Source organism: Bradyrhizobium sp. AS23.2 (assembly GCF_001908185.1).
In the GTDB taxonomy this organism is placed as follows: Bacteria; Pseudomonadota; Alphaproteobacteria; order Rhizobiales; family Xanthobacteraceae; genus Bradyrhizobium.
In genome coordinates, this window is record NZ_LGHM01000044.1 from 1 (window position 1) to 22,516 (window position 22,516).

Below are 22,516 nucleotides of genomic sequence, written 5' to 3' on the forward strand. Positions count from 1 at the left end.
AGCACCATCTGGTCGATGTGCTCGGCGAGTTCCATGGCGTCCACGGCAAGCTCGATGTCCATGTTGCCCTTGACCTTGCGGCGGCCGGAGGCGTCGATGAATTCCTTGGTCGCCTTGGTGACGACGGTGTAGCCGTTGTAGTCCAGCCAGTCGATCAGCGGACGGATCGAGGAGTATTCCTGATCCTCGATGATGGCGGTGTAGTAGAACGCTCTCAACAGCGTCCCGCGGCTCTGAAACTCCTTCAGCAGGCGCTTGTAATCGATGTCGAAGCCGAGGGTTTTAGCCGTCGCGTAGAGATTAGCGCCATCGATGAAGAGCGCGATCTTGTTGGTGGGAGAAGGTGACATTCAGTTTGCTCGCGTAGTGTTCGTGATTGATCGTTTATTGTTGGCGCGGCGGCAGCAAGCCGCGCAGTTCTAAGTGCTGCCTAAACCCGTCGAAACCGCAAATCCGGAGAAGTCGGGGCAATCAAGGTATAGTTATGGCGGTCTTGGATACACCCGGTGCTATCCCGTCCGACAGCCCGGAAAACCACTCGACCTGGCCCCAATGTGGGGATAGCAGAGCCGTTTGGCGAGGCCAAATTACAAATTGGCCTTGCGAAACCGTCCCGCCCCCTATAACTAGCCCCGATCATCCACATATTTCGTCCCACCTACAACGGAGCGACAGTCCATGGCTCGCGTCACCGTAGAAGATTGTATCGACAAGGTCGACAACCGGTTTGACCTAGTCCTGTTGGCTGCCCACCGCGCCCGCATGATCTCGTCCGGTTCACAACTAACGGTTGACCGCGATAACGACAAGAACCCAGTTGTGTCGTTGCGCGAGATTGCCGACCAGACCATCTCGCCGGAGGACCTCCGCGAGGAGCTGGTGCACTCGCTCCAGAAGTTCGTCGAGGTCGACGAGCCCGAGCCGGATACGGTGCCGCTGATCGGTTCCGCCGGCGCCAGCGTCGATGCGGACGATACCGAAGTTGCCGTTGAGCGCATGACCGAAGAGGAGCTCCTGAAGGGCCTCGAAGGCCTCGCGCCGCCGGAAGAGCAGCCCGAGGAGGACGAGTAATCGTCCTATCGCGATCGTCGAATTCTTGTGATCTTATCAAAGGCCCGAACCCGTGTTCGGGCCTTTGCTTTTGTTGGCGTTTTCGTGGTTACCATAGCGTTGCGGTTCGCGCCGCGCCCTGTCACTGAATTGATCGGATACGCGCGCGATCGGAGCTAAGATGTATGCAACGGGCCGTCCCGTGGTCCGTTTGAAGGCAGGAATGGCATGGTGTATCGGCGCCGGAGATCAACGCAGATGCTGGCCGCAACCGAATCGGTTGCCGTGGCTCCGACTGCGCCGGTGGCCCGTCCGACGAAGCCGCGCGCGCGCATGATGCGTCAATATGACCTCGTCGAGCGCGTCAGGTCCTACAATCCCAACACCAACGAAGATCTGCTGAACCGCGCCTACGTCTACGCCATGAAGGCGCACGGCTCGCAGACCCGCGCTTCGGGCGATCCCTATTTCTCGCACCCGCTCGAAGTCGCGGCGATTCTCACCGACCTGAAGCTCGACGACGCCACCATCGTGGCCGCATTGCTGCACGACACGATCGAGGACACCGAGGCGACGCGGGCCGAGATCGACCAGATATTCGGACCGGAGATCGGCGTGCTGGTCGAGGGCCTGACCAAGCTGAAGCGGCTGGAGCTGGTGTCGCGGGAGGCCAAGCAGGCCGAGAACCTGCGCAAGCTGTTGCTGGCCATTGCCGACGATGTCCGCGTTCTCCTGGTCAAGCTCGCCGACCGCCTGCACAACATGCGGACGCTGGAATTCGTGCCGACGGAATCGCGCAGGCGCATTGCCGAGGAGACCCTCGACATCTACGCGCCACTGGCGGGCCGCATGGGCATGCAGCAAATGCGCGAGGAGCTGGAGGACCTGTCCTTCCGCACGCTCGATCCCGAAGCCTATTCGGTGGTGATGCAGCGGCTCGATGCACTCGCCGAGCGCAACCGCAATTTGATCGGCGAGATCGAGGATCAGCTCTCCAACAATCTGCGCCACCGGGGCCTGGGCGCACGGGTCTATGGCCGCCGCAAGAAGCCGTTCTCGATCTGGACCAAGATGGAGCGCAAGTCGATCGGCTTCGAGCAGTTATCCGACATCTTCGGCTTCCGCGTCGTCGTCAACGACATCGAGTCCTGTTATCGCGCGCTTGGTATCGTCCACACCACCTGGCCGGTCGTGCCGGGGCGCTTCAAGGACTACATCTCGACGCCGAAGCAGAACGACTATCGTTCGATCCACACCACCGTGATCGGCCCGGGCAACCAGCGCGTCGAGCTCCAGATCCGCACCGAGGCGATGGACCAGATCGCCGAGCGCGGCATTGCCGCGCACGTCTTCTACAAGGAAGGCGTGGGCTCGCCGACCGAGTTCCTCAAGCGCGAGTCCAACGCGTTCGCCTGGCTGCGCCACACCATCGGCATCCTGTCGGAGAGCGCCAACCCCGAGGAGTTCCTCGAGCATACCAAGCTCGAGCTGTTCCACGACCAGGTGTTCTGCTTCACCCCGAAAGGCAAGCTGATCGCGCTGCCGCGCCATGCCAACGTGATCGACTTTGCCTATGCCGTGCATACCGACGTCGGCAACAGCGCGGTGGGCTGCAAGATCAACGGCAAGTTCGCGCCGCTGTCGTCGGAACTCCAGAACGGCGATGAGGTCGAGGTGCTGACCTCGGAAGCGCAATCGGCGCCGCCGTCAGCCTGGGAAACGCTCGCGGTCACCGGCAAGGCGCGCGCCGCGATCCGCCGTGCCACCCGCACCGCCGTGCGCGATCAGTATGTCGGCCTCGGCCGGCGCATCGTGGAGCGCCTGTTCGAGCGCGCCAAGATCGAATACGCCGACGACAAGCTCAAGGGTGCACTGCCGCGGCTTGCCCGCACCTCGATCGAGGATGTCATGGCGGCGGTCGGTCGCGGCGAGATCAAGGCCTCCCACGTCGCGCGTGCGATGTACCCCGACTACAAGGAGGAGCGCGTCGCGCGCTACGGCATCAAGAAGGGGCTCGCGGCCAAGCTCAAGGAGAAATCGTCGGAGCCGCCACGCAGCCCGGTCGCAATCCCGATCCGCGGGATCAACTCCGACCTTCCGGTGAAGTTCGCGCCGAACGGCGGCGCCGTGCCCGGCGACCGCATCGTCGGCATCGTCACGCCGGGCGAGGGGATCACGATCTATCCGATCCAGTCGCCGGACCTGAAGGATTTCGAGGAGGAGCCGGAGCGCTGGCTCGACGTCCGCTGGGACATTGAGGACTCCGCGCCGCAGCGCTTCCCGGCCCGCATCAAGGTCGAGAACGTCAACGAGCCCGGCGCGCTCGCACAGATCGCGACCGTGATCGCCGAGCATGACGGCAATATCGACAATATCAGCATGCAGCGCCGCTCACCGGACTTCACGGAAACGACGATCGATCTCGAAGTCTACGACCTGAAGCATTTGAGCGCGATCCTGGCCCAGTTGCGCGCGAAAGCGGTCGTTGCCCGCGTCGAACGTGTTAATGGATGAAGCGCGTCGTTGCCGGGCTTGACCCGGCAACCCATCTCTTCAAAGAAGATGGATGCGCGGGTCGAGCCCGCGCATGACGAGTTGAGAAATGTCACTTCGTGAGTTTTGCAATGCCTGCTCTTCCGCTTCGCCTCGGCGTCAATGTCGACCATGTCGCGACCCTGCGTAACGCGCGCGGCGGCCGCAATCCCGATCCGGTGCGCGCGGCGCTGCTTGCGATCGAGGCCGGCGCCGACGGCATCACCGCGCATTTGCGCGAGGATCGCCGGCACATCCGCGACGAGGACATGGCGCGGCTGAAGGCCGAGATCTCCAAGCCGCTCAATTTCGAGATGGCGGCGACCGACGACATGATGCGCATCTCGCTCGCCACGAAGCCGCATGCGGTGTGCCTGGTGCCGGAGCGCCGGCAGGAGGTGACGACCGAAGGCGGGCTCGACGTGGTCGGCCAGCACAACGCGCTCGCGCCCTATATCGCGCGGCTGAACGATGCCGGAATCCGCGTCTCGCTGTTCATCGCCGCCGATCCCGCGCAGATCGAGATGGCGGCACGGCTGCGCGCGCCGGTGATCGAGATCCACACCGGTGCCTGGTGCGATGCCGTCGTCGACGGCCACGCCGAGAAGGCCGAAGCCGAATGGCAGCGGATCGTGGCGGGGGCGAAGCTGGCGAAGGCCGCGGGGCTGGAGGTCCATGCCGGACACGGGCTCGACTATGCGACGGCAGAGACGATCGCGGCCCTGCCGGAGATCATGGAGCTCAACATCGGCTACTACATGATCGGCGAAGCCCTGTTCGTCGGGCTCGCCGAGACGGTGCGCAGCATGCGCGCGGCGATGGATCGCGGCCGGAGCCAGGCATGATCATCGGCATCGGCTCCGACCTGATCGACATCACCCGTGTCGGCAAGGTGATCGAGCGCCACGGCGAGCGTTTCCTCGACCGCATCTTCACCGCGGCCGAGCGGGCCAGGGCCGAGCGGCGCGCCAAGAACGAGAAGATGGTGGTGGCGACCTATGCCAAGCGCTTTGCCGCCAAGGAAGCCTGCTCCAAGGCGCTCGGCACCGGCATCCGGCGAGGTGTCTGGTGGCGCGACATGGGGGTGGTCAACCTGCCCGGCGGGCGGCCGACCATGCAACTGACCGGCGGCGCCCTGGCCCGGCTCCAGGCCCTGACGCCGGAGGGGTTCGAGGCGCGGATCGACCTGTCGATCACCGATGACTGGCCGCTGGCACAGGCCTTCGTCATCATTTCCGCCGTCCCGCAGGCCAAGCCCTGACCGCTGGGCGGCTATCTTATAATTCGTATTAAAAATCAATATCTTATGTAGTTTTGATGCGATCCTTGATTGCGTGGCCTGCGACAACCGTCTAAAAGTCCGCGGACGCAAATCAGGCTGGGCGAATTCGGCTTTACGCCAGAATTGGCCCTCACTATCAGAATCAGGACAATCTCCTTGGGCTGCGAACCGATGGCTGTTCGCAGGAGGAGGGCGTTCTGTGATCGCCGGCCGGAATTGAGAGAGCAATGAGCGTGACTTCGGGAACGAAAACTGAGAGCGGCGTCGGCGAAACGATCCGGGTCGTGATCCACGCTCTCCTGATCGCGCTGGTGATCCGCACCTTCCTGTTCCAGCCCTTCAACATCCCGTCCGGCTCGATGAAGGCGACGCTGCTGGTCGGCGACTATCTCTTCGTCTCGAAATATTCCTACGGCTACAGCCACTACTCGATCCCGTCCTCGCCGCCGCTGTTCTCGGGCCGGATCTGGGGCTCGGATCCGAACCGCGGCGACATCGTCGTGTTCCGCCTGCCGAAGGATGACTCCACCGACTACATCAAGCGCGTGATCGGGCTTCCCGGCGACCGCATCCAGATGAAGGATGGGCTGCTCTACATCAACGACACCCCGGTCGAGCGGCAGCGCATGAGCGAGTATGTCGGCGAGGACCCCTGCGGTTCCGAAGGCGGCGGCATCTCCCGGGTGAAGCGCTGGAAGGAGACGCTGCCGAACGGCGTGTCCTATGAGACGCTGGATTGCGCCGACAACGGCTACATGGACAACACCAACGTCTACACCGTGCCGTCTGGCCATTTCTTCATGATGGGCGACAACCGCGACAACTCCACCGACAGCCGTTTCCTTGGCCAGGTCGGCTACGTGCCGAAGGAGAACCTGATCGGCCGTGCGCAAATGATTTTCTTCTCCATCGCCGAAGGCGAGCATGCCTGGATGTTCTGGCGCTGGCCGTGGGCGGTACGCTGGAATCGCTTCTTCAAAATCGTCCGATGAAAGACGAAGCCAAGGACATCACGACCCAACCGATCGAGGCGCAAGCGGCCCCTGACGGCCAAGGTGCTTCCAAGACGCCTGCGAAGAAGAAGCGGGCGCGGGGCAGCAAGGCCAAGGCGGCGGATGCGAATGCTGCACTCGAGGCGCGTATCGGGCACGGCTTTGCCGATCCGAACCTGCTGATGCAGGCGATCACGCATGTCTCGGCGCTGAAGTCCGGGCGCAAGCGCGGTGACAGCTATCAGCGGCTGGAATTCCTCGGCGACCACGTGCTCGGACTCGTCGTCTCCGACATGCTCTATCACGCCTTCCCGAATGCCGATGAGGGCGAGCTGTCCAAGCGGCTTGCCGAACTCGTGCGCAAGGAAAGCTGCGCCGACGTCGCCAAGTCGCTCGGTCTGCTCGACGACGTCAAGCTCGGTTCGGTCGGCCCCAGCGCGGACGCCCGCCTGCGCAAGAGCGTGCTCGGCGACATCTGCGAGGCCGTGATCGGCGCCATCTTCCTCGACGGCGGCCATGCGGCCGCGGCCGAATTCGTCAAGCGCAACTGGACCGAGCGCATGCACAAGCCGCGACGTCCCTTGCGCGATCCCAAGACCGTGCTCCAGGAATGGGCGCAGGGGAAGGGGCTGCCGACGCCGGTCTATCGCGAGGTCGAGCGCACCGGCCCGCACCACGATCCGCAATTCCGCGTCGCGGTGGACCTGCCGGGACTGGCGCCGGCGGAAGGCGTCGGCGGCAGCAAGCGCGCGGCGGAGAAGGTGGCGGCTTCTGTGATGATTGAACGCGAAGGTGTTGGCGGCAGCAATGATGACTGAAGCAAGCGGAGAGGCGCCTGCCGCGACGCGCTGCGGCTTCGTTGCGCTGATCGGCGCGCCGAATGTCGGCAAGTCCACGCTGGTCAATGCGCTGGTCGGGGCCAAGGTCACGATCGTCTCGCGCAAGGTGCAGACCACGCGCGCGCTGATCCGCGGCATCGTCATCGAGAACAATGCGCAGATCATCCTGGTCGATACGCCCGGCATCTTCCTGCCCAAGCGCCGGCTCGACCGCGCCATGGTCTCGACCGCCTGGAGCGGGGCGCATGACGCCGACCTTGTCTGCGTGCTGTTAGATGCCAAGACCGGGATTGATGAAGAGGCGGAGGCGATCCTCGCCAAGGCTGCCAGCGTCAATCACGAGAAGATCCTGGTGATCAACAAGGTCGACCTGGTCCAGCGCGAGAAGCTGCTGGCGCTGGCGCAGGCTGCCAATGAGCGCATGCCGTTCGCGAGGACCTTCATGATCTCGGCGATCTCGGGCGACGGCGTCGACGACATTCGCAGCACGCTTGCCGAGATGGTGCCGCCGGGCCCGTTCCTCTATCCCGAGGACCAGATGTCGGACGCGCCGATGCGGCAGCTGGCTGCCGAAATCACGCGCGAGAAGATCTATCAGAAGCTGCACCAGGAACTGCCCTACCAGTCCACGGTCGAGACCGACAAATGGGAGGAGCGCAAGGACAAGTCGGTGCGCATCGAGCAGACGATCTTCGTCGAGCGCGAGAGCCAGCGCAAGATCGTGCTCGGCAAGGGCGGCGCCACCATCAAGTCGATCGGCGCGGACTCGCGCAAGGAGCTGATGCAGATCCTGGATGTGCCGGTGCATCTGTTCCTGTTCGTCAAGGTGCGCGAGAACTGGGGTGACGACCCCGATCGCTATCGCGAGATGGGCCTGGACTTCCCCAAAGAATAACCAAGAAAAGATCGGTATCCGATGAGCGTGCCCAGCAACGTCCGGCGCTTCGAAGCGCTGCTTTATGCATCGCTGATGCTGGATGCCCTGTCGGTCGCGGTCCAGGACCGCACGCCCAACGCCGAGATGACCGAGCAGATGATCATGACGGCGACGCTGCTCGCCGGCGCGATGATCGTGCTGCTGGTCTATTTCGTCTGGCTCGCCGCGCGTTGGCGCAAGAACTGGCCGCGCTGGGTGCTGGCGGCAGCACTCGTGCTGTCGGTGATCTCGCTCGGTCAGATCATCGGCGAGAAGGGCATGGAACTCGACAGCGCCATCGAGATCGTCTCCTGCGTGCTGACGGCGATGGGGCTGTATTTCTCCTTCACCGGGGACGCGCAGGGCTGGTTCGACGCGTGAATTTTCGCGCGGTGCCGCAGCGTGGCCTAAGGCGCGTTCTTGCGCGCCGCGCCCACCGCAATCGCCCAGAGGATCAAATTGGTGGGCACGCTTCGCTTTGCCCACCCTACGATCACCTGAAATGCGCTAGACTTCCCCCATGGAATGGACCGACGAAGGCATCGTGCTGGGCGTGCGACGGCATGGCGAGAGCAGCGCCATCGTCGAGCTGTTGACGCGCGCGCACGGCCGGCATCTCGGTCTCGTGCGCGGCGGCGCCGGCTCGCGGATGCGGCCGCTGCTGCAGCCCGGCAACAGCGTCAGCGCGGTGTGGCGGGCAAGGCTCGATGAGCATCTCGGCACCTATGCGATCGAAGGGCTGAAGCTGCGTGCCGCGACGCTGCTGGGCTCGTCCCATGGCGTTTACGGCGTCACTCATCTCGCCGCGATTGCGCGGCTCCTTCCCGAACGCGATCCGCATGAGGAGATATTTGGGCTGCTCGAGCATTCGCTCGATGATTTCGACGACATCGGCGGCGCCGCCGTGCACCTGATCCATTTCGAGCTGGCGATGCTCGCCGAGCTCGGCTTCGGGCTGGCGCTGGAGAATTGCGCGGTGACCGGGGAGACCACGGACCTGATCTACGTGTCGCCGAAATCCGGCGGCGCGGTGTCGCGCACCGCCGGCGAGCCGTGGCGCGACCGGCTGTTGCGGCTGCCGCCGTTCCTGCGTCATGGCGAGGCCGCGAGCGACCTCACCGAACAGGATCTCCAGGACGGTTTTCGGCTGACCGGCCTGTTCCTCCTGCGCCACGTGCTGGAGCCGCGCGGGCAGGGCCATTCCGATGCGCGCGCCGGCTTCATCAACGCCCTGATGCGGCAGCAAGCCAAGGCGGCGCTCCCGGCGCCATGAGCTGACTGCACCTCTGCCCAGCTTGTTCCCCCGGAACGAACTCCGGCCGCCTGAGTTTGCCGGGCAGGGTTCCACAACGGGGAAAGCCTAGATGCTGATCAAGGGATTTGCCGTGTCCGCGGCGCTACTGGCGCTTGTGCCTGATGCAATGGCCGGAGAGCCGCAACCTGGCGTTTTTCGCCGGGCGTCCTGCACCGTCGTCCGATACTATGTGGCGAAATATTCCGCTGCGGCCACAGAGACATGGGCGCGGTCCCACGGTGCGACGGAAGCCGAAATTGAGGCCGCCCGCCGCTGTGTGACCAATGCGCCGGCTCCCGCCCAAGCGCCTGGCCAAGCCAAAACCCAGACTGTGACAGCCGGCTGGGCAGGCCACTAGGCCATCCCAGGGGAACCAATCGATCCTTGCCCGATTCGCTTCCACAGTTTAACCGGGCGGCATGGGAAAACGATTGATTCCGCCGGAGAAGCCGGCTGAAATTCACGAGGTGCCGCTGCGGGACGCTCTGGAAGAGCGCTATCTCGCCTATGCGCTCTCCACCATCATGCACCGCGCGCTGCCCGATGCGCGCGACGGTCTGAAGCCGGTGCACCGGCGCATCCTTTATGGCATGCGCCTGCTCAGGCTGGACCCCGGCACGGCCTTCAAGAAGTCCGCCAAGATCGTCGGCGACGTGATGGGCTCGTTCCATCCGCATGGCGACCAGGCGATCTACGACGCCATGGTGCGCCTCGCGCAGGACTTCTCCTCGCGCTACCCGCTGGTCGACGGCCAGGGCAATTTTGGCAATATCGACGGCGATAACGCCGCCGCCTACCGCTACACCGAAGCCCGCATGACCGATGTCGCGCGGCTTCTGCTCGAGGGCATTGACGAGGACGGCGTCGAATTCCGCCCGAACTACGACGGCCAGTCGAAAGAGCCGGTCGTTCTGCCCGGCGGCTTCCCGAATCTGCTCGCCAACGGCGCGCAAGGCATCGCGGTCGGCATGGCGACCTCGATCCCGCCGCACAATGCGGCCGAGCTCTGCGAAGCCGCGCTGCATCTGATCGAGAAGCCCGACGCGAAATCCAAGGCGCTCTTGAAGTGGGTCAAGGGCCCGGACTTCCCGACCGGCGGTATCTGCGTCGATTCCAAGCAAGCGATCGCGGAAGCCTACACCACGGGCCGCGGCTCGTTCCGTGTCCGCTCCAGGTGGTCGGTGGAGGAGGGCGCGCGCGGCACCTGGGTCGTCGTCGTCACCGAGATCCCCTGGTTGGTGCAGAAATCGAGGATTGTCGAGAAGATCGCCGAGCTGCTCGATCAGAAGAAGCTGCCCCTCGTCGGTGAAGCCCGTGATGAATCGGCCGAGGACGTTCGGCTCGTCATCGAGCCGAAATCGAAGAACGTCGATCCCGCTTTGATGATGGAATCGCTGTTCCGGCTGACCGAGCTCGAAAGCAAGATTCCGCTGAACCTGAACGTGCTGATCAAGGGCCGCGTTCCCAAGGTGGTCGGCCTTGCCGAAGTCTTGCGCGAATGGCTCGACCATCTGCGCGACGTGCTGATCCGCCGCTCCAACTTCCGCAAGGGGCAGATCGAGCACCGGCTGGAAGTCCTTGGCGGCCATCTGGTCGCCTATCTGAACCTCGACAAGGTGATCAAGATCATCCGCAGCGAGGACGAGCCGAAGCCTGCGTTGATCAAGGCGTTCAAGCTCACCGAGATCCAGGCGGAGGCCATCCTCAACATGCGTCTGCGCAACTTGCGCAGGCTCGAGGAAATGGAGATCCGCAATGAAGACAGGGATCTGCGCAAGGAGTTGAAGGGTATCGAAGGCCTGCTCGCCTCCGAGGCCGAGCAGTGGAAGAAGGTCGGCGAGCAGGTCGGCAAGGTCCGCGACATGTTCGGGCCGAAGACGCCGCTCGGCAAGCGCCGCACCACGTTTGCGGATGCGCCCGAGCACGATCTCGCCGCGATCGAGGAAGCCTTCGTCGAGCGCGAGCCGGTGACCATCGTGGTCTCCGACAAGGGTTGGATCCGCACCATGAAGGGCCATGTCGAGGATCTCTCCGGGCTTGCCTTCAAGCAGGACGACAAGCTCGGCTTCGCCTTCTTCGCCGAGACGACCTCGAAGCTGCTGCTGTTTGCCACCAACGGCAAATTCTATTCGCTCGATGTCGCCAAGCTTCCCGGCGGCCGTGGCCACGGCGAGCCGATCCGCCTGTTCATCGATCTCGAGCAGGAGGCAGCTCCCGTCGCGCTGTTCGTCAACAAGGGCGGCCGCAAATTCCTGGTCGCGAGCCACGAGGGCCAGGGCTTCATCGTCAATGAGGACGATTGCGTCGGCACCACCAAGAAGGGCAAGCAGATCCTCAACGTCGACATGCCGAACGAGGCGCGCGCGATCACCGAGGTGCTCGGCGACACCGTCGCGGTCATCGGCGAGAACCGCAAGATGCTGGTCTTCCCGCTCGACCAGGTGCCGGAGATGGCACGCGGCCGCGGCGTGCGCCTGCAGAAGTACAAGGACGGCGGCCTCTCCGACCTTGCCGTGTTCGACGCCAAGGCAGGCCTGACCTGGAAGGACTCTGCGGGGCGCGAATTCTCCACGACCATGAAGGAGCTCGCCGAGTGGCAAGGCACCCGCGCCGACGCCGGCCGCCTGCCGCCGAAGGGCTTCCCGAAGTCGAACAAGTTCGGCAAGGTGATCGGGTAGGGGCTGCGGGCTATTGCTGCATCGTCATGGCCGGGCTTGTCCCGGCCACCCGCGCGCCGCCGCGCGTTGGGATAAACGTGGATCCCCCGGGACAAGCCCGGGCATGACGACTGAATGTACGGTGGCAGGTTGGATCCACATCGTCATTACGAGCGCAGCGAAGCAATCCAGAGTCTTTCCGTGGATACGGTCTGGATTGCTTCGCTGCGCTCGTAATGACGGCGGGAAGGCAACAGCGTCGTTCTCCAGTTCACATTTCAAACAGCGGCGCGAATGTTGCCCAGCGCGAGAGACAGCAACAGCGCTACCGCTCCACAAGCGCCTTCCATCGGATCAGCTCCGACTGTCGCAGGCTCGCCCTTTCGCCATCGAGCTCGGAGCCGCGTTTCGCCGCGTCGGACGTTGCGGTCGCAGCGCGATTGTAGGCATTTGCCGTGGACTGGAAGGGAAAGACGAGCTGACCGTCCTCAACCCTGTAGATGCCGAACTCGCGCACCAGCAGCGCCATGCATTTTTCGAAGGCGTTGTAATAGTCCGCGCGCGCGGCGAGCATTTTGAAGGTGAGTGCAGTCCAGCCCGCATGCTGCTCGTCGATCATCGCCATGAAGGACGAAAATCGCTCGTCCCCGACGTTCAATGACCGGGCATCATTCTCCGCTTGGTCACGTGCAGACTTAAGCAGCGCATCGTAGCGCGGCGCGAACGTCGCGACGTTGGCTTCCGCAGTCTTCAGGTCGCGCAGAAGCGCATCAAGGTCATCGCGGCTTGCCGCGCCGAGATCGCTTGGCTTCGGAAAGGGCCTTGGCGCGGCTTCATCAAGCAGCTTCTGGGCCGCAGCGTCGATGTCGTTCACGTCCTTGTTTGCGAGTGCGACGAGCCTGAGGAGCTTGTTGGACGGATGCTGTTTGATGGCTTGATCGAGCTCGCCAGGATCCGTCACGCCGCGCAACGCCGTCAGGCCTTCCTGCGCAGATACGACGGTCTGAAGCTTCGACAGGTCTCCGGCGGCGTAGATGGCGCCAAAGCACACAGCCGCAAGCAGGCCGAGGAGCAGCAGGACGACGAGCAATCGTCCGCGCGGTTTGGCAGCCTGATCCGAAAACGATCCCACGAGGCCTGGTTCCTCTCGAACGACACCTTACTGTCTTTCGCAGGGCCCGAGGAGTCCAGGTATGATCTGATTGGTCTCCCTAGATCACCCCTGCCAACCGCAGCGCTATGCCCGCTGCGCAGCTGCCCGCCAGCACCGTAAGCATTCCCAGCTTGAAGCGGAAGATCGCGGTTGCGGCCGCGATCGACAGCACGAGCGCGGGGATGTCGATGCTCTTCAGCACCGGCATGTCGAAGTCCAGCGGGAAGGCGTGCACCGGCACGGTCTCGCGGAACAGCATATGCAGCGCGAACCAGATCGAGAGGTTGAGGATCACGCCGACGACGGCAGCCGTGATCGCGCCGAGCGCGCCGGCGAGTCCCGTGTTGCCGCGCAGCCGCTCGATATAGGGGGCACCGACGAAGATCCAGAGAAAGCAGGGCGTGAAGGTGACCCAGGTTGCGAGCAGTCCGCCGAGGGTCGCCGCGAGCATCGGCGACAGCCCGCTTGCGTCGCGGTAGGCCGCCATGAAGCCCACGAACTGGAGCACCATGATCAGCGGGCCCGGTGTGGTCTCGGCCATGCCGAGGCCATCGAGCATCTCGTGCGGCTCGAGCCAGTGATAATGCTCGACCGCCTGCTGGGCGACGTAAGCCAGCACCGCATAGGCGCCGCCGAAAGTGACCAGTGCCATCTTTGAGAAGAACAGCGCGATCTGGCTGAAGACGTTGGCCTGCCCAAGGACCAAAAGCAGCGCGATCACCGGCACGAGCCAGAGCGCAAGCCAGAGCGCACTGAGGCGGATCGCGCGCGCGGTGTTGGGACGCACATGCTCGGGAACCGTTTCGCCGAGCATGCTGTCGATCACAGCGGTGTTGCCGCCATGGCCGTGACCAGCCGGTGCAAATTCCGGACGGCCGGATCTCGCGCCAGCATAACCGATGATGCCGGCGACGATGATGATGACGGGGAAGGGAACGGCAAAGAAGAAGATCGCAACGAAGGCGATCGCGGCGAGCGCGATCATGATGCGGTTCTTCAGCGCGCGCTTGCCGACGCGCACCACGGCCTCGACGACGATGGCGAGCACGGCGGCCTTGAGCCCGAAGAACAACGCCTCGACGAAGCTGACATTGCCGAAGGCGGCGTAGATGTAGCTCAAGCCCATGATGGCGATGACGCCGGGCAGGATGAACAGCCCGCCCGCCATCAGCCCGCCGGCGGTGCGATGCAACAGCCAGCCGACGTAGGTCGCGAGCTGCTGGGCCTCCGGTCCCGGCAGCAGCATGCAGTAGTTCAGCGCATGCAGGAAGCGGCCTTCGGAGATCCAGTTCTTTTCCTCGACCAGGATGCGGTGCATCACCGCGATCTGGCCCGCGGGCCCGCCAAAGCTCAGGCAGGCGACGCGGAGCCAGACGCGGAAGGCTTCACCGAAGCTGATGCCGTGACCGGCATCAGCTCCTGCTTGAACGCTACGGGTATCCATCACGCCTTCGCCTTGTTGGTCGGCCAGTTGTGGGTCTCGCCGGTGGCGTCGCGGCACCAGCGGTAGAAGGCGTCGTAGAGCAGCATGCCGGCCTCGAGTTGTTCGAGGTCGTCATCGTACATCCGCGACAGCCCGAGGGAGGCTGCGAGCAGGCCGGGAGCTTCCGGTGCGAGGTCCAGCCGCGCGGTGTCGGCGCCGCGCACCAGCGTCGCGAGCCGGAGCAGCGGCGACGTGGCAATGCCGAACTCCTCGATCATCACGTCGAAGGTGCAGAGCTCGCCGCGATGGCTCCAGAACACGTTCTCGATGTCGAAGGGCACCGCGCCAAACCGCTCGCCGACGGCGACCACCTCGGACGGCGCCACGTACAGGAACACCGCGTTGGGATCGACGAAGCGGCGGATCAGCCAGGGGCACGCGATGCGATCGATCTTCGGCCGCGCCCGCGTCACCCAGACGGTGCGTCCCGTGGCGTCGCGCGGCGGCAGCTTGCGCGTGTCGAGCAGCGGCTGCTTTGCCGCCTTCCACGCCTCGAAGCCGCCATCGAGCGTCTCGGCGCGGACGCCGAGCTGGCGGAGCCAGGCCGCGGTGCCCTGCGCGAGCTTTTCGCCGCGCAGGCACGAGACGATGGCGGAACGGCCGGCGAAGGCGGCGCCCCAGTCGGGAACATTGTCATGGCTGAGCCTGATGGAACCTGGGATCAGCCGCGGATCCGCGGCAAAATCCTCCTCGGTCCGCACGTCGATGAGCGCAGGGGCGTTCGCCGTGCCGATCAGCCGTACCAGTTTGTCAGATGATATGGTCGTGAATGTTGACATGATGCGTCCTCGCAAAAAACGAACGGGACGCGATACTTGGGCATGTCGCCTCGTGGGGAGATCGCTCAATCCCCATGGCCCTGATTACAGCGAAACTAGGCGGGGCTGTCAATCCGTGTGACGATCGCTGCTCGGCTCGATGGCGCTGCTTGCCGAGGCTGGTGGATGGGAATTCCGCCGACCCGCCGGGGTTGATCCTCGGTCGCAGCCCGCACAAGGCGCTGCAAGGAGGGACCAACATGATGTCCAGGATCACGCTCGCTCTCGCCATCGCCGCGCTCGCCCTGTCCACCCAGACGGCCGTCGCGCAGTCGGAAAAGACCGGCGTCGAAAAGCTCTACGTCCTCAATTGCGGGGAGGGCACCGCCGGCGACATCTCGCGCTGGACGCCGGGCTTGAACGAGGGCAAGACGATGGACTTCGTCGACACCTGCTATCTCATCAAGCACGCCAAGGGCTGGTTCCTGTGGGACACCGGCATCGCCGATGCGGTTGCCGCGATGCCCAACGGCCTCACGCCGGCCGACCCCAAGGCCGTCACCTGGCGCCGCCCGAAGACGCTCGCGGCCCAGCTCGAACAGCTCAGCGTCAAGCCTGATAACATCAAGGCGATGGCCGTCTCGCACACGCATCCCGACCACATTGGCAATGTTGAGCTGTTTCCGCAGGCCACGCTCTATGTGCAGAAGGCCGAATATGACTGGCCCGGCGTCAACAACGAGCCGCGCTTCAAGCCCTCGCATCCCGTTGAATTGCTGTCCGGCAACAAGGACGTGTTCGGCGACGGCAGCGTGACCATCCTGTCAACGCCCGGCCACACGCCGGGACACCAGTCGTTGCTGGTGAAACTGCCGAAGACCGGTGCGGTAGTGCTGTCCGGCGACGCTGTCCACTTCAGGGATAATTGGGACAACCGCCGAGTTCCCAGCATGAATACCAACAAGGACCAGAGCGCGGCCTCGATGCAGAAGATCGCCGACACGCTCGCCAAGGAGAAGGCGCAGCTCTGGATCAACCACGACAAGGCCCAGCGCGACAGCCAGAAGATGTCGCCGGAGTTTTACGACTGACGCGTGCGCCGAAGCTGCTGCCATGACGGTGGCAGCAGCCTGGTGCTAGGGCCCGCGAAAAGCTCCGCAACAGGAGACGATCGTGGGCGAGTGGACCGGGGTTGCGATCGCGCTGGCGTCGAGCAGTCTCGGTGGGACAGCGGCAGCCGTTACCCGCTATCTCGTCGGCGGCGCCGATCCCATTCTGCTGGCGATCATGCGCTGGGGGATCGGTTTTCTCTGCCTGTTGCCGTGTGCACTGATGCTCGGCGTACGCTGGCCGCAGCGGTCTGACTGGCCGGCAGTGGCGCTGCTCGGAATCTGCTTCTTTGGTCTGTTCTTCATCCTCTACAACATCGCGGTGTCCTACACGACGGCCGCGCGCGCCAGCCTCGCGCTGGCGACGCTGCCGCTCTACACCATGGTGGTCGGCGCGCTCCTCGGCGTGGAGCGGCTGACCGTGCGCAAGATCACCGGTGTCGGTATCGCCGTGCTCGGCGTTGCGGCGGCGCTGGCCGCGGGCCTCGCGCAGAGCCCGCCCGGCGCCTGGCGCGGCGAACTGATCATGACCGGCGCCGTGTTCTGCATGGCATTCTACAACGTGCTGTCGCGCCCGCTGATGCAGCGCTCCAGCGCGCTCGGCTTTCTCACCGTCGGCATGGGCGCGGGCGCTGCCATGCTGGTGCTGGCGAGTCTGGTGAAGGGCAGCTTTGCGGCGCTCGATCACTTCTCGACGGCGCAGTGGATCGCCGGAATCTATCTCGGCATTGGCGGCGGCGCGCTCGCCTTCATCCTCTGGGTCATGGCGCTGGCGCGGGCAACGCCGACCCGGGTTGCCAATACGATGACGATCAACCCGATTGCCGCCGCCTTGCTGGCGGCGCTGCTCATCGGCGAGCCGATCACGGCAAATCTTCTGATTGGGCTGGTCGCAGTGTTCGCCGGCATCTGGATCGCAACCAGCGAGGCGAAGCCGGCTTAGCTCCTCGGCGCAGTCACCGTGGACGGGCCGCTCTCCGGCGTTTTCTTGGGCTTGAGCGTGCCGGCGTAGAACGACAGCAGCCACACCAGCACGATGGCGAGGAGATAGACGCCCCAGGCTTGCGGCGGCGTGGTTGCCCAGCGGATGGCGCGCTTGAACGGGCTGCCGGTGTCGTCGGTCATGGCGCGCTTGTGCGCGAAAGCTCAGGCACGGTCAATGCGGCCGCCGTTCCGGGCGGACCAGGAACAAGGCCGCCAGTGCCGACAGGCTAAGCGCGGAGGAGACGATCAGCACCTTGGCGCCCATGACGTCAATGAGCAGGCCGAAGGCCAGCGGCGCCACCGCTTGCGCCATCCTTGCCGGGGCGCCGATAACACCAAGGCGGTAGCCAAAATCCTTCGGGCCGAAGATCGCGAGCGGCAGCGTGCCGCGCGCGATCGTCAAGATGCCGTTGCCCGAGCCGTGCAGCAGCGCAAACGCGCTTGCGGCGGGGGCGCCGAAGATGGCCACAACGGCTGCGCCGATCGGGTGGGTGAGGCAGGCAAGGCGCGTCGACCACAGCGGATGGAAGCGGCTCAGAAAGCCCGCTTCGAGAATGCGCGCGGCCACTTGCGCCGGGCCGATCAGCGCGCCGGCCGCGATCGCCTCGACATGCGTCGCGCCTGTTGCCTCCAGCAGGCGCGGGAAATGGACGGCCATCGCACCGGTGACGGTCCAGACCGCAGCGAAGATGAAGGCGAGCAGGATCATCGTGCGGTCAAGCGGCACGTGCGGTTTCTCGGCGGTCGCAGCCGCCTGCCTGGCGCCCTTGATCGCCGGCAGCATGAAAAAGTTGAGGGGCAGGCCGATCAGGATGTTGGCGGCCGCCCAGGCAAAGCAGGTCTCGCGCCAGCCGATATGCGACAGACCCCAGGCGGTGAGCGGCCAGCCGACGGTCGAGGCGAAGCCCGCCATCAGCGTGATGCCGGTGATCGAGCCGCGCGCTTCGGTGCCGTAGATGCGGCCCAGCGCGGCGAAGGCGGCGTCATAGAGCCCCATCGCCATGCCGATGCCGAGCACGAGCCAGGCGATCGCCATCACTGGGACGGATTGCGCAAAGCCGAGCAGGACGAGGCCGGCGGCGATGGTCAGGTTCGAAGCCGACAGTACCTGCCGGCCGCCGACGAGATCTATCTGGCGTCCGATACGTGGGCCGAGCATCGCCGAGATCACCAGCGAGGCCGAGAACGCGCCAAAAATCCAGTTGGAGGAGACGCCGAGGTCGCGCGCCATGGGATCGGCGAGCAACGCCGGCAAATAGTAGCTCGAAGCCCAGGCGAGGGTCTGCGTAGTGCCGAGCGCCAGGATGATCGGAAGCTGACGCTGGCTCATCCGCGCGCGCTTCCGATCCTGGCCGACGAAGTCTTCATAACCAGCATTTGCTGCCCGCGTGGCGAGCGCGTCAACCGTGGCCGCCGCATATTCGACCTGCGAAGGACGTGAGCCTTGGTCCTCGCGCGGTTCGAGCGTGGCCTTTCGCTCGTCACGAATGCACGCCATAATGGCGCATGCAATTGACCTCGCGCCTCGCGCTGATGAACTGGCTGACCGGCCAGGGGCTCACGGGCCTGCCTGAAAGCGAACTGCTCCGCGGGTTCTGCGAGCGCTGCCGCGCCGAAGGGCTGGAACTCTCGCGCGGGCTCGTCGTCATCGACACGCTGCATCCGATCTATGAGGGGCGCGGTTTCCGCTGGAGCGACCGGCCCAGCAACGAGAGCGACGCGTTCGAATACGGCTCGACTGCCGAAGGCGATGCTGCCAAGAGCTGGCGCCGCTCGGTGTTCTTCCACATGCTCGAGCACGGCCACGACGAGATGGTGATCGATCTTGCGGACGCGCCCTCGATGGATTTCTCGCAGATCGGAGAGCTCGCCGAGAAGGGCCACCGGCACTATCTCGCCTTCGTGCACCGCTTCGGCGAGAACGGCGCGCTCGGTCTGATGGATTGCTTGTACTCCTGCTGGACCACGCGCCGCCCCGAAGGTTTTGGCGAAGCCGAGTTAGAGGCTCTGCGCGATCTCGTGCCGGTGCTGGGGCTCGCGATCAAGTCGGCACAGCAGGTCGACATCGCACGCACGCTGGGGCGCGTCTATCTTGGCCGTGACGCCTCCGAGCAGGTGCTGCGCGGGCGCATCTCGCGCGGTGTCACCGAGCGCATCAACGCCGTGCTGTGGTATTCGGACTTGCGCGGCTCGACCGGGATCAGCGAGAGCATCGGCCCCGACGAGATCATCCCGTTCCTCAACGACTATGCCCAGGCCGTGATCGACGCGATCCATGATGCCGGCGGCGACGTGCTGAAGCTGATCGGCGACGGTGTGCTCGCGATGTTCACCGGCGAGGACATGGCGGACGCCCGCCGCGCGGCGCTGCGCGCCGAGCATTTGTTCCGCAAGAACGTCGCGGCGCTGAATGTGCGCCGGGAGGCCGACGGCCGCCCCACCACGTCCGCCTATATCGGCCTGCATGTCGGCGAGGTCTTTTACGGCAATATTGGCAGCGAGGACCGACTGGACTTCACGGTGGTCGGGCCGACCGTGAATGAGGTCAGCCGCATCGCCTCGATGAGCCGCTCGGTCGACCGCGAGCTCCTGGCGTCGGCGGAGTTCTACAAGGGCCTGGACGCCGCCGGCCGCCGCTATCTCGTCTCCACCGGCCGCTACGCACTGCGCGGCATCGGCCGCGCGCAGGATCTCTACACGCTCGATCCGGAGGTCGACGCGAGCGAGCCCGTGACGGGGAGCTACGAGCGGTATCTGGCGGGCTAGAGCCATTTCCGTTCCGATGGAATCGGAACGGGGCTCTAGATTATTGTTTTGACGCGTTTTCTTTACGCGAACCGGTATCCACTTCGCCCGAAAACGCTCTCGGCTTCACGCCTCGACCGATCGCCGGAAATCGCTGGAGCGCCCCGTCCGAGTGTTCGATGCAGGTTAGCGACGGGTCGAGGAGCGTCTGGTGGCCGTGGTCGATCCTCGGCCCGGTTGGGATTTACTCCCTCGCTGCTGCCGGGGAGGCGCCGCCCTGCGACTTCGCGAAACGGGTTTGACACCGGATTGTTCGGACGGAGCGGCGGCTGGCAGGCCGTGCAGCGCCTTGCCGATTTGCCCGATAGTGAACGAGGGCAGGAAGTTCTCGTTCTGGACGATGCTCATGGCTTCTTTCTTGGACAGGGCGCTTCGACGGGTCACGTTCCTCTCACCATTGCCGACCTGCCAGGCGCTTTCCCAGAGCACGGCGAGCAGGTGCGCGCCGTCCTGCATCACGCCGATCGTCTTCTTGCCGAACAGCGACCACAATTTGGCCGAAGCAGCCTTGCCGCCCTTGCCGACATCGACATAGGCCCGCACGATCTTCGGTGGCGGCAACGCCTTGAACGTGTCGCGCATCAATTTGATGGTCGCGATCGCCGCATCGCGGCCGGAGGCGACGAGTTCAGATTGCTGAACCCTGGGCGTTTGTTTCAGTCCCTGGAGAATGGCATTCCGGTTCTCGAACACCATGGCGTCTTCATAGGCGCTGTGAACGCCGGTGCCGAGCGGCTGCAGCTTGGTCTGTCCGGCCTTCTTCCCCTTGGTGAAGACGTGCTTGACTGGATGTCCGGGGTCACCGTCGTGCAGGTAGGAGATATGGAGCGGCTGACAAGCATCTCCGACATAATGGGCGAGCACGCCGGCGGCACAGACGAATTCCTCGGCCTTGCCCTTGGCAGCGAAGTCGCACATCTGATCGAAGATTTGCCATACGCGGAAGGGCAGAAGGCCTCGCCGGTCTTCCTTGATCTTCTGGCCACTCAGGATGTCGGTGACGCTGTCGTAAAAGTCTTCCCAGACGTTCGGATCGACGTTCGCGTCATCCTTGGTGAGGTCCAGCAGCGTCTTGCCGTGCGGACCCGGCTGATCCATGTCGGCGAAATGATTGCTGCCCTCGAATTGGCGGGCGAAGCCCTGCTGGGCGACACGCGGTTTCCAGAAGAAATCCGGAACGTCGGCCATAGGCACGAAATCTTCGCTCCCCATGCCGGTGAAATCGCCCTTGTTCAAGGTTTCATCGTCGTGGCTGATGATCAGGAGATTGTTCTCCATCAGCGCCTTCAGCTTGGGAAAACGGTTCGATAGCGCAACCAGCGTCCTTGAGGCGATGGAGAAATGCCCGAGGGCACCCCAGGTATCGGGTTGATCGACATTCCACGCGCGTACGAAGTCGACCTCGAGCAAGGCGCAGGTGCGCGATAGCAGGGTGGTCAGCGCGAAGCCTTGCGGCGGAGCCTTGTCGGCCGAATAGAGCATATTGCGCCCCCACTGCATCGCCAGAGGCAGGTACTGATCATTCGCGGACTTGCCCTTCTCGGCGGCGTCCGGCTTTTCCGCCGGTTCCAGGAGCCAAAGCGCTCCGGAGTCGCCCGGCAATGTCAAGAATTTCGGTACCGCCTGCTTGCCGCTCGCCTCGTGCGTGCGCGGTCCAATCATCAGGTCGGCGACATATTCGAACCCGCCGCTCGTCTTGTAGCGGTAGAAGAGGCCGTGGATCTCGCCAAGCATGGTCCCGCTTGCCGCACCGATGCCGCGCACAGCGCATCCGACCAGTGACAGCGAGAGGTTGGAGCCGGAAAAGTCGGCCATCGGTCCGACCGTGCCCTCGATGCCGTCGATCTTCGTTGTCCATCGCGAAATGTCGTCGATCTCGACCAGCCCAACGTCGAGATTTACGAAGGTGTCGCTGAGTGTCAGGTTCGGGTAGAGCGACGAGAACGGAAGGCGGGTGAGTTGCTTCGCGGCGGTCTCACCAATCCGCTCCTCGGTCTGCGCCAATATCGCGTTCACCGGCTCGCCTTCCTCGCCCGTGACATGGCGATTGGTGAGGGCGTAGAACTTGTGACCGTCGCTGACGAGGCCGGCGATCGTTGCGAGATACTTCTGTCCCTGCACGTTGGCGATCAGCGGGTTGCCCGGGCCAATGTTGTTGAGGGGGTAGGCGATGTTGTTCGGTGCCGCGATGGGCGTCGCCGATTCCCTGGGGGCTTCGATGACGCATATCGGGACTTTCGAGCCGTCAGGCATGAACACCGTGCTCGGGATCAGATCGCCCGGACGGGATTCGAATTCATTCGGATTCTGCCACTGCGAGACGAAGACCAGAATACACGGCCACGAGTAGGGTCTGACTTCCGAATTGTCGAGCCTCCGCACGCCCTTGCCGTGGTGCTTTTTCCTTGCGTGCGGCCAGCTGTCGCCCTTGCGGATGCGGTAGCGGCCAAGTGCGGTTGCGACGACGTTAGGGTGCCGCATCAAGTGGATGTGGAAGAGTTCACGCGCGTCGATCAGGTTCTTCAATGAGAGGTGGGCGAAATCATTGTCGTCAGTATGAAATTTTGACAAGTCGAGCGGAGGCTGACGAGTGGGCATGGCAATCTCCAGGAGGCTGATGAAATGTAAGGGCCGCCTTCCGAAACAAGCTGACGCTGAGGCG

Annotated in this window: 21 protein-coding genes; 14 read left to right on the top strand and 7 right to left on the bottom strand. The window is 64.3% G+C overall.

Annotation, left to right across the window (positions count from 1 at the left end):
• A partial coding sequence (locus AC630_RS10170) for a LabA-like NYN domain-containing protein (protein ID WP_143197945.1) occupies positions 1-350 on the bottom strand: 350 nt, incomplete at its 3' end.
• Between the two features lie 328 nt (positions 351-678).
• Here AC630_RS10170 and rpoZ point away from each other — a divergent pair.
• The 11 genes from rpoZ to parC all read left to right on the top strand — a co-directional run bounded on the left by rpoZ (position 679) and on the right by parC (position 11,583).
• The gene (rpoZ, locus tag AC630_RS10175) at positions 679-1,071 is read left to right on the top strand and encodes a DNA-directed RNA polymerase subunit omega (RefSeq protein ID WP_027522935.1); all 393 of its coding nucleotides are present in this window, start codon (positions 679-681) and stop codon (positions 1,069-1,071) included.
• A gap of 207 nt (positions 1,072-1,278) precedes the next feature.
• Complete coding sequence (locus tag AC630_RS10180; RefSeq protein ID WP_074118413.1) at positions 1,279-3,564, top strand: RelA/SpoT family protein; 2,286 nt, start codon at positions 1,279-1,281, stop codon at positions 3,562-3,564.
• Between the two features lie 110 nt (positions 3,565-3,674).
• Positions 3,675-4,427, top strand: coding sequence for a pyridoxine 5'-phosphate synthase (locus AC630_RS10185; RefSeq protein WP_074118414.1), 753 nt, complete (start codon positions 3,675-3,677; stop codon positions 4,425-4,427).
• The gene (gene acpS / locus AC630_RS10190; protein ID WP_074118415.1) at positions 4,424-4,843 is read left to right on the top strand and encodes a holo-ACP synthase; all 420 of its coding nucleotides are present in this window, start codon (positions 4,424-4,426) and stop codon (positions 4,841-4,843) included. Before AC630_RS10185 ends, acpS begins: the two co-directional genes overlap by 4 nt.
• Positions 4,844-5,091: 248 nt before the next feature.
• Positions 5,092-5,856, top strand: coding sequence for a signal peptidase I (gene lepB / locus AC630_RS10195; protein ID WP_074118416.1), 765 nt, complete (start codon positions 5,092-5,094; stop codon positions 5,854-5,856).
• Positions 5,853-6,674 carry a ribonuclease III gene (gene rnc, locus AC630_RS10200; RefSeq protein WP_074118417.1) on the top strand — a complete coding sequence of 274 codons (822 nt, stop codon included), beginning with the start codon at positions 5,853-5,855 and terminating at the stop codon, positions 6,672-6,674. The genes lepB and rnc overlap by 4 nt, the downstream gene beginning before the upstream one ends.
• Entirely contained in the window at positions 6,664-7,590 is a 927-nt protein-coding gene (gene era, locus AC630_RS10205; RefSeq protein ID WP_074118418.1) for a GTPase Era, read from the top strand. Before rnc ends, era begins: the two co-directional genes overlap by 11 nt.
• 21 nt (positions 7,591-7,611) lie before the next feature.
• A complete protein-coding gene (locus tag AC630_RS10210; RefSeq protein WP_074118419.1) occupies positions 7,612-7,992 on the top strand; it encodes a hypothetical protein in 381 nt (126 codons plus the stop codon).
• A gap of 139 nt (positions 7,993-8,131) precedes the next feature.
• On the top strand, positions 8,132-8,884 hold the full coding sequence (recO, locus tag AC630_RS10215) for a DNA repair protein RecO (RefSeq protein WP_074118420.1): 753 nt from the start codon (positions 8,132-8,134) through the stop codon (positions 8,882-8,884).
• A 91-nt stretch (positions 8,885-8,975) separates the two neighbouring features.
• Entirely contained in the window at positions 8,976-9,263 is a 288-nt protein-coding gene (locus AC630_RS46840) for a hypothetical protein (protein ID WP_074118421.1), read from the top strand.
• Positions 9,264-9,324: 61 nt separating this feature from the next.
• On the top strand, positions 9,325-11,583 hold the full coding sequence (gene parC, locus AC630_RS10225) for a DNA topoisomerase IV subunit A (RefSeq protein WP_074118422.1): 2,259 nt from the start codon (positions 9,325-9,327) through the stop codon (positions 11,581-11,583).
• A 304-nt stretch (positions 11,584-11,887) separates the two neighbouring features.
• Here the strand turns inward: parC and AC630_RS10230 are convergent, their stop codons facing one another.
• From AC630_RS10230 to AC630_RS10240, 3 genes are all read right to left on the bottom strand, one after another.
• On the bottom strand, positions 11,888-12,694 hold the full coding sequence (locus tag AC630_RS10230; RefSeq protein ID WP_143197946.1) for a hypothetical protein: 807 nt from the start codon (positions 12,692-12,694) through the stop codon (positions 11,888-11,890).
• A 79-nt stretch (positions 12,695-12,773) separates the two neighbouring features.
• On the bottom strand, positions 12,774-14,159 hold the full coding sequence (gene chrA / locus AC630_RS10235) for a chromate efflux transporter (protein ID WP_074118424.1): 1,386 nt from the start codon (positions 14,157-14,159) through the stop codon (positions 12,774-12,776).
• On the bottom strand, positions 14,159-14,977 hold the full coding sequence (locus AC630_RS10240) for a chromate resistance protein ChrB domain-containing protein (RefSeq protein WP_074118425.1): 819 nt from the start codon (positions 14,975-14,977) through the stop codon (positions 14,159-14,161). Before AC630_RS10240 ends, chrA begins: the two co-directional genes overlap by 1 nt.
• Positions 14,978-15,216: 239 nt before the next feature.
• Between AC630_RS10240 and AC630_RS10245 the strand changes: the two genes are divergently transcribed.
• Positions 15,217-16,047, top strand: coding sequence for an N-acyl homoserine lactonase family protein (locus AC630_RS10245; protein WP_074118460.1), 831 nt, complete (start codon positions 15,217-15,219; stop codon positions 16,045-16,047).
• An 82-nt stretch (positions 16,048-16,129) separates the two neighbouring features.
• Complete coding sequence (locus AC630_RS10250; RefSeq protein WP_074118426.1) at positions 16,130-17,008, top strand: DMT family transporter; 879 nt, start codon at positions 16,130-16,132, stop codon at positions 17,006-17,008.
• Here the strand turns inward: AC630_RS10250 and AC630_RS10255 are convergent.
• Together AC630_RS10255 and AC630_RS10260 are read right to left on the bottom strand one after the other, a co-directional pair.
• Positions 17,005-17,190: a hypothetical protein gene (locus AC630_RS10255; RefSeq protein ID WP_074118427.1), complete on the bottom strand. Its 186-nt coding sequence runs from the start codon at positions 17,188-17,190 to the stop codon at positions 17,005-17,007. The two genes, AC630_RS10250 and AC630_RS10255, sit on opposite strands and share 4 nt — an antisense overlap.
• Before the next feature lie 31 nt (positions 17,191-17,221).
• A complete protein-coding gene (locus AC630_RS10260) occupies positions 17,222-18,379 on the bottom strand; it encodes an MFS transporter (protein WP_074118461.1) in 1,158 nt (385 codons plus the stop codon).
• A 176-nt stretch (positions 18,380-18,555) separates the two neighbouring features.
• On the opposite strand from AC630_RS10260, the gene AC630_RS10265 reads away from it, so the two are divergent.
• Positions 18,556-19,815, top strand: a complete 1,260-nt coding sequence (locus tag AC630_RS10265; protein WP_074118428.1) for an adenylate/guanylate cyclase domain-containing protein — start codon at positions 18,556-18,558, stop codon at positions 19,813-19,815.
• Between the two features lie 165 nt (positions 19,816-19,980).
• On the opposite strand, the gene AC630_RS10270 is transcribed toward AC630_RS10265, so the two are convergent.
• The gene (locus AC630_RS10270) at positions 19,981-22,452 is read right to left on the bottom strand and encodes a phospholipase C/P1 nuclease family protein (RefSeq protein ID WP_208866993.1); all 2,472 of its coding nucleotides are present in this window, start codon (positions 22,450-22,452) and stop codon (positions 19,981-19,983) included.
• Between the last annotated feature and the right edge of the window lie 64 nt (positions 22,453-22,516).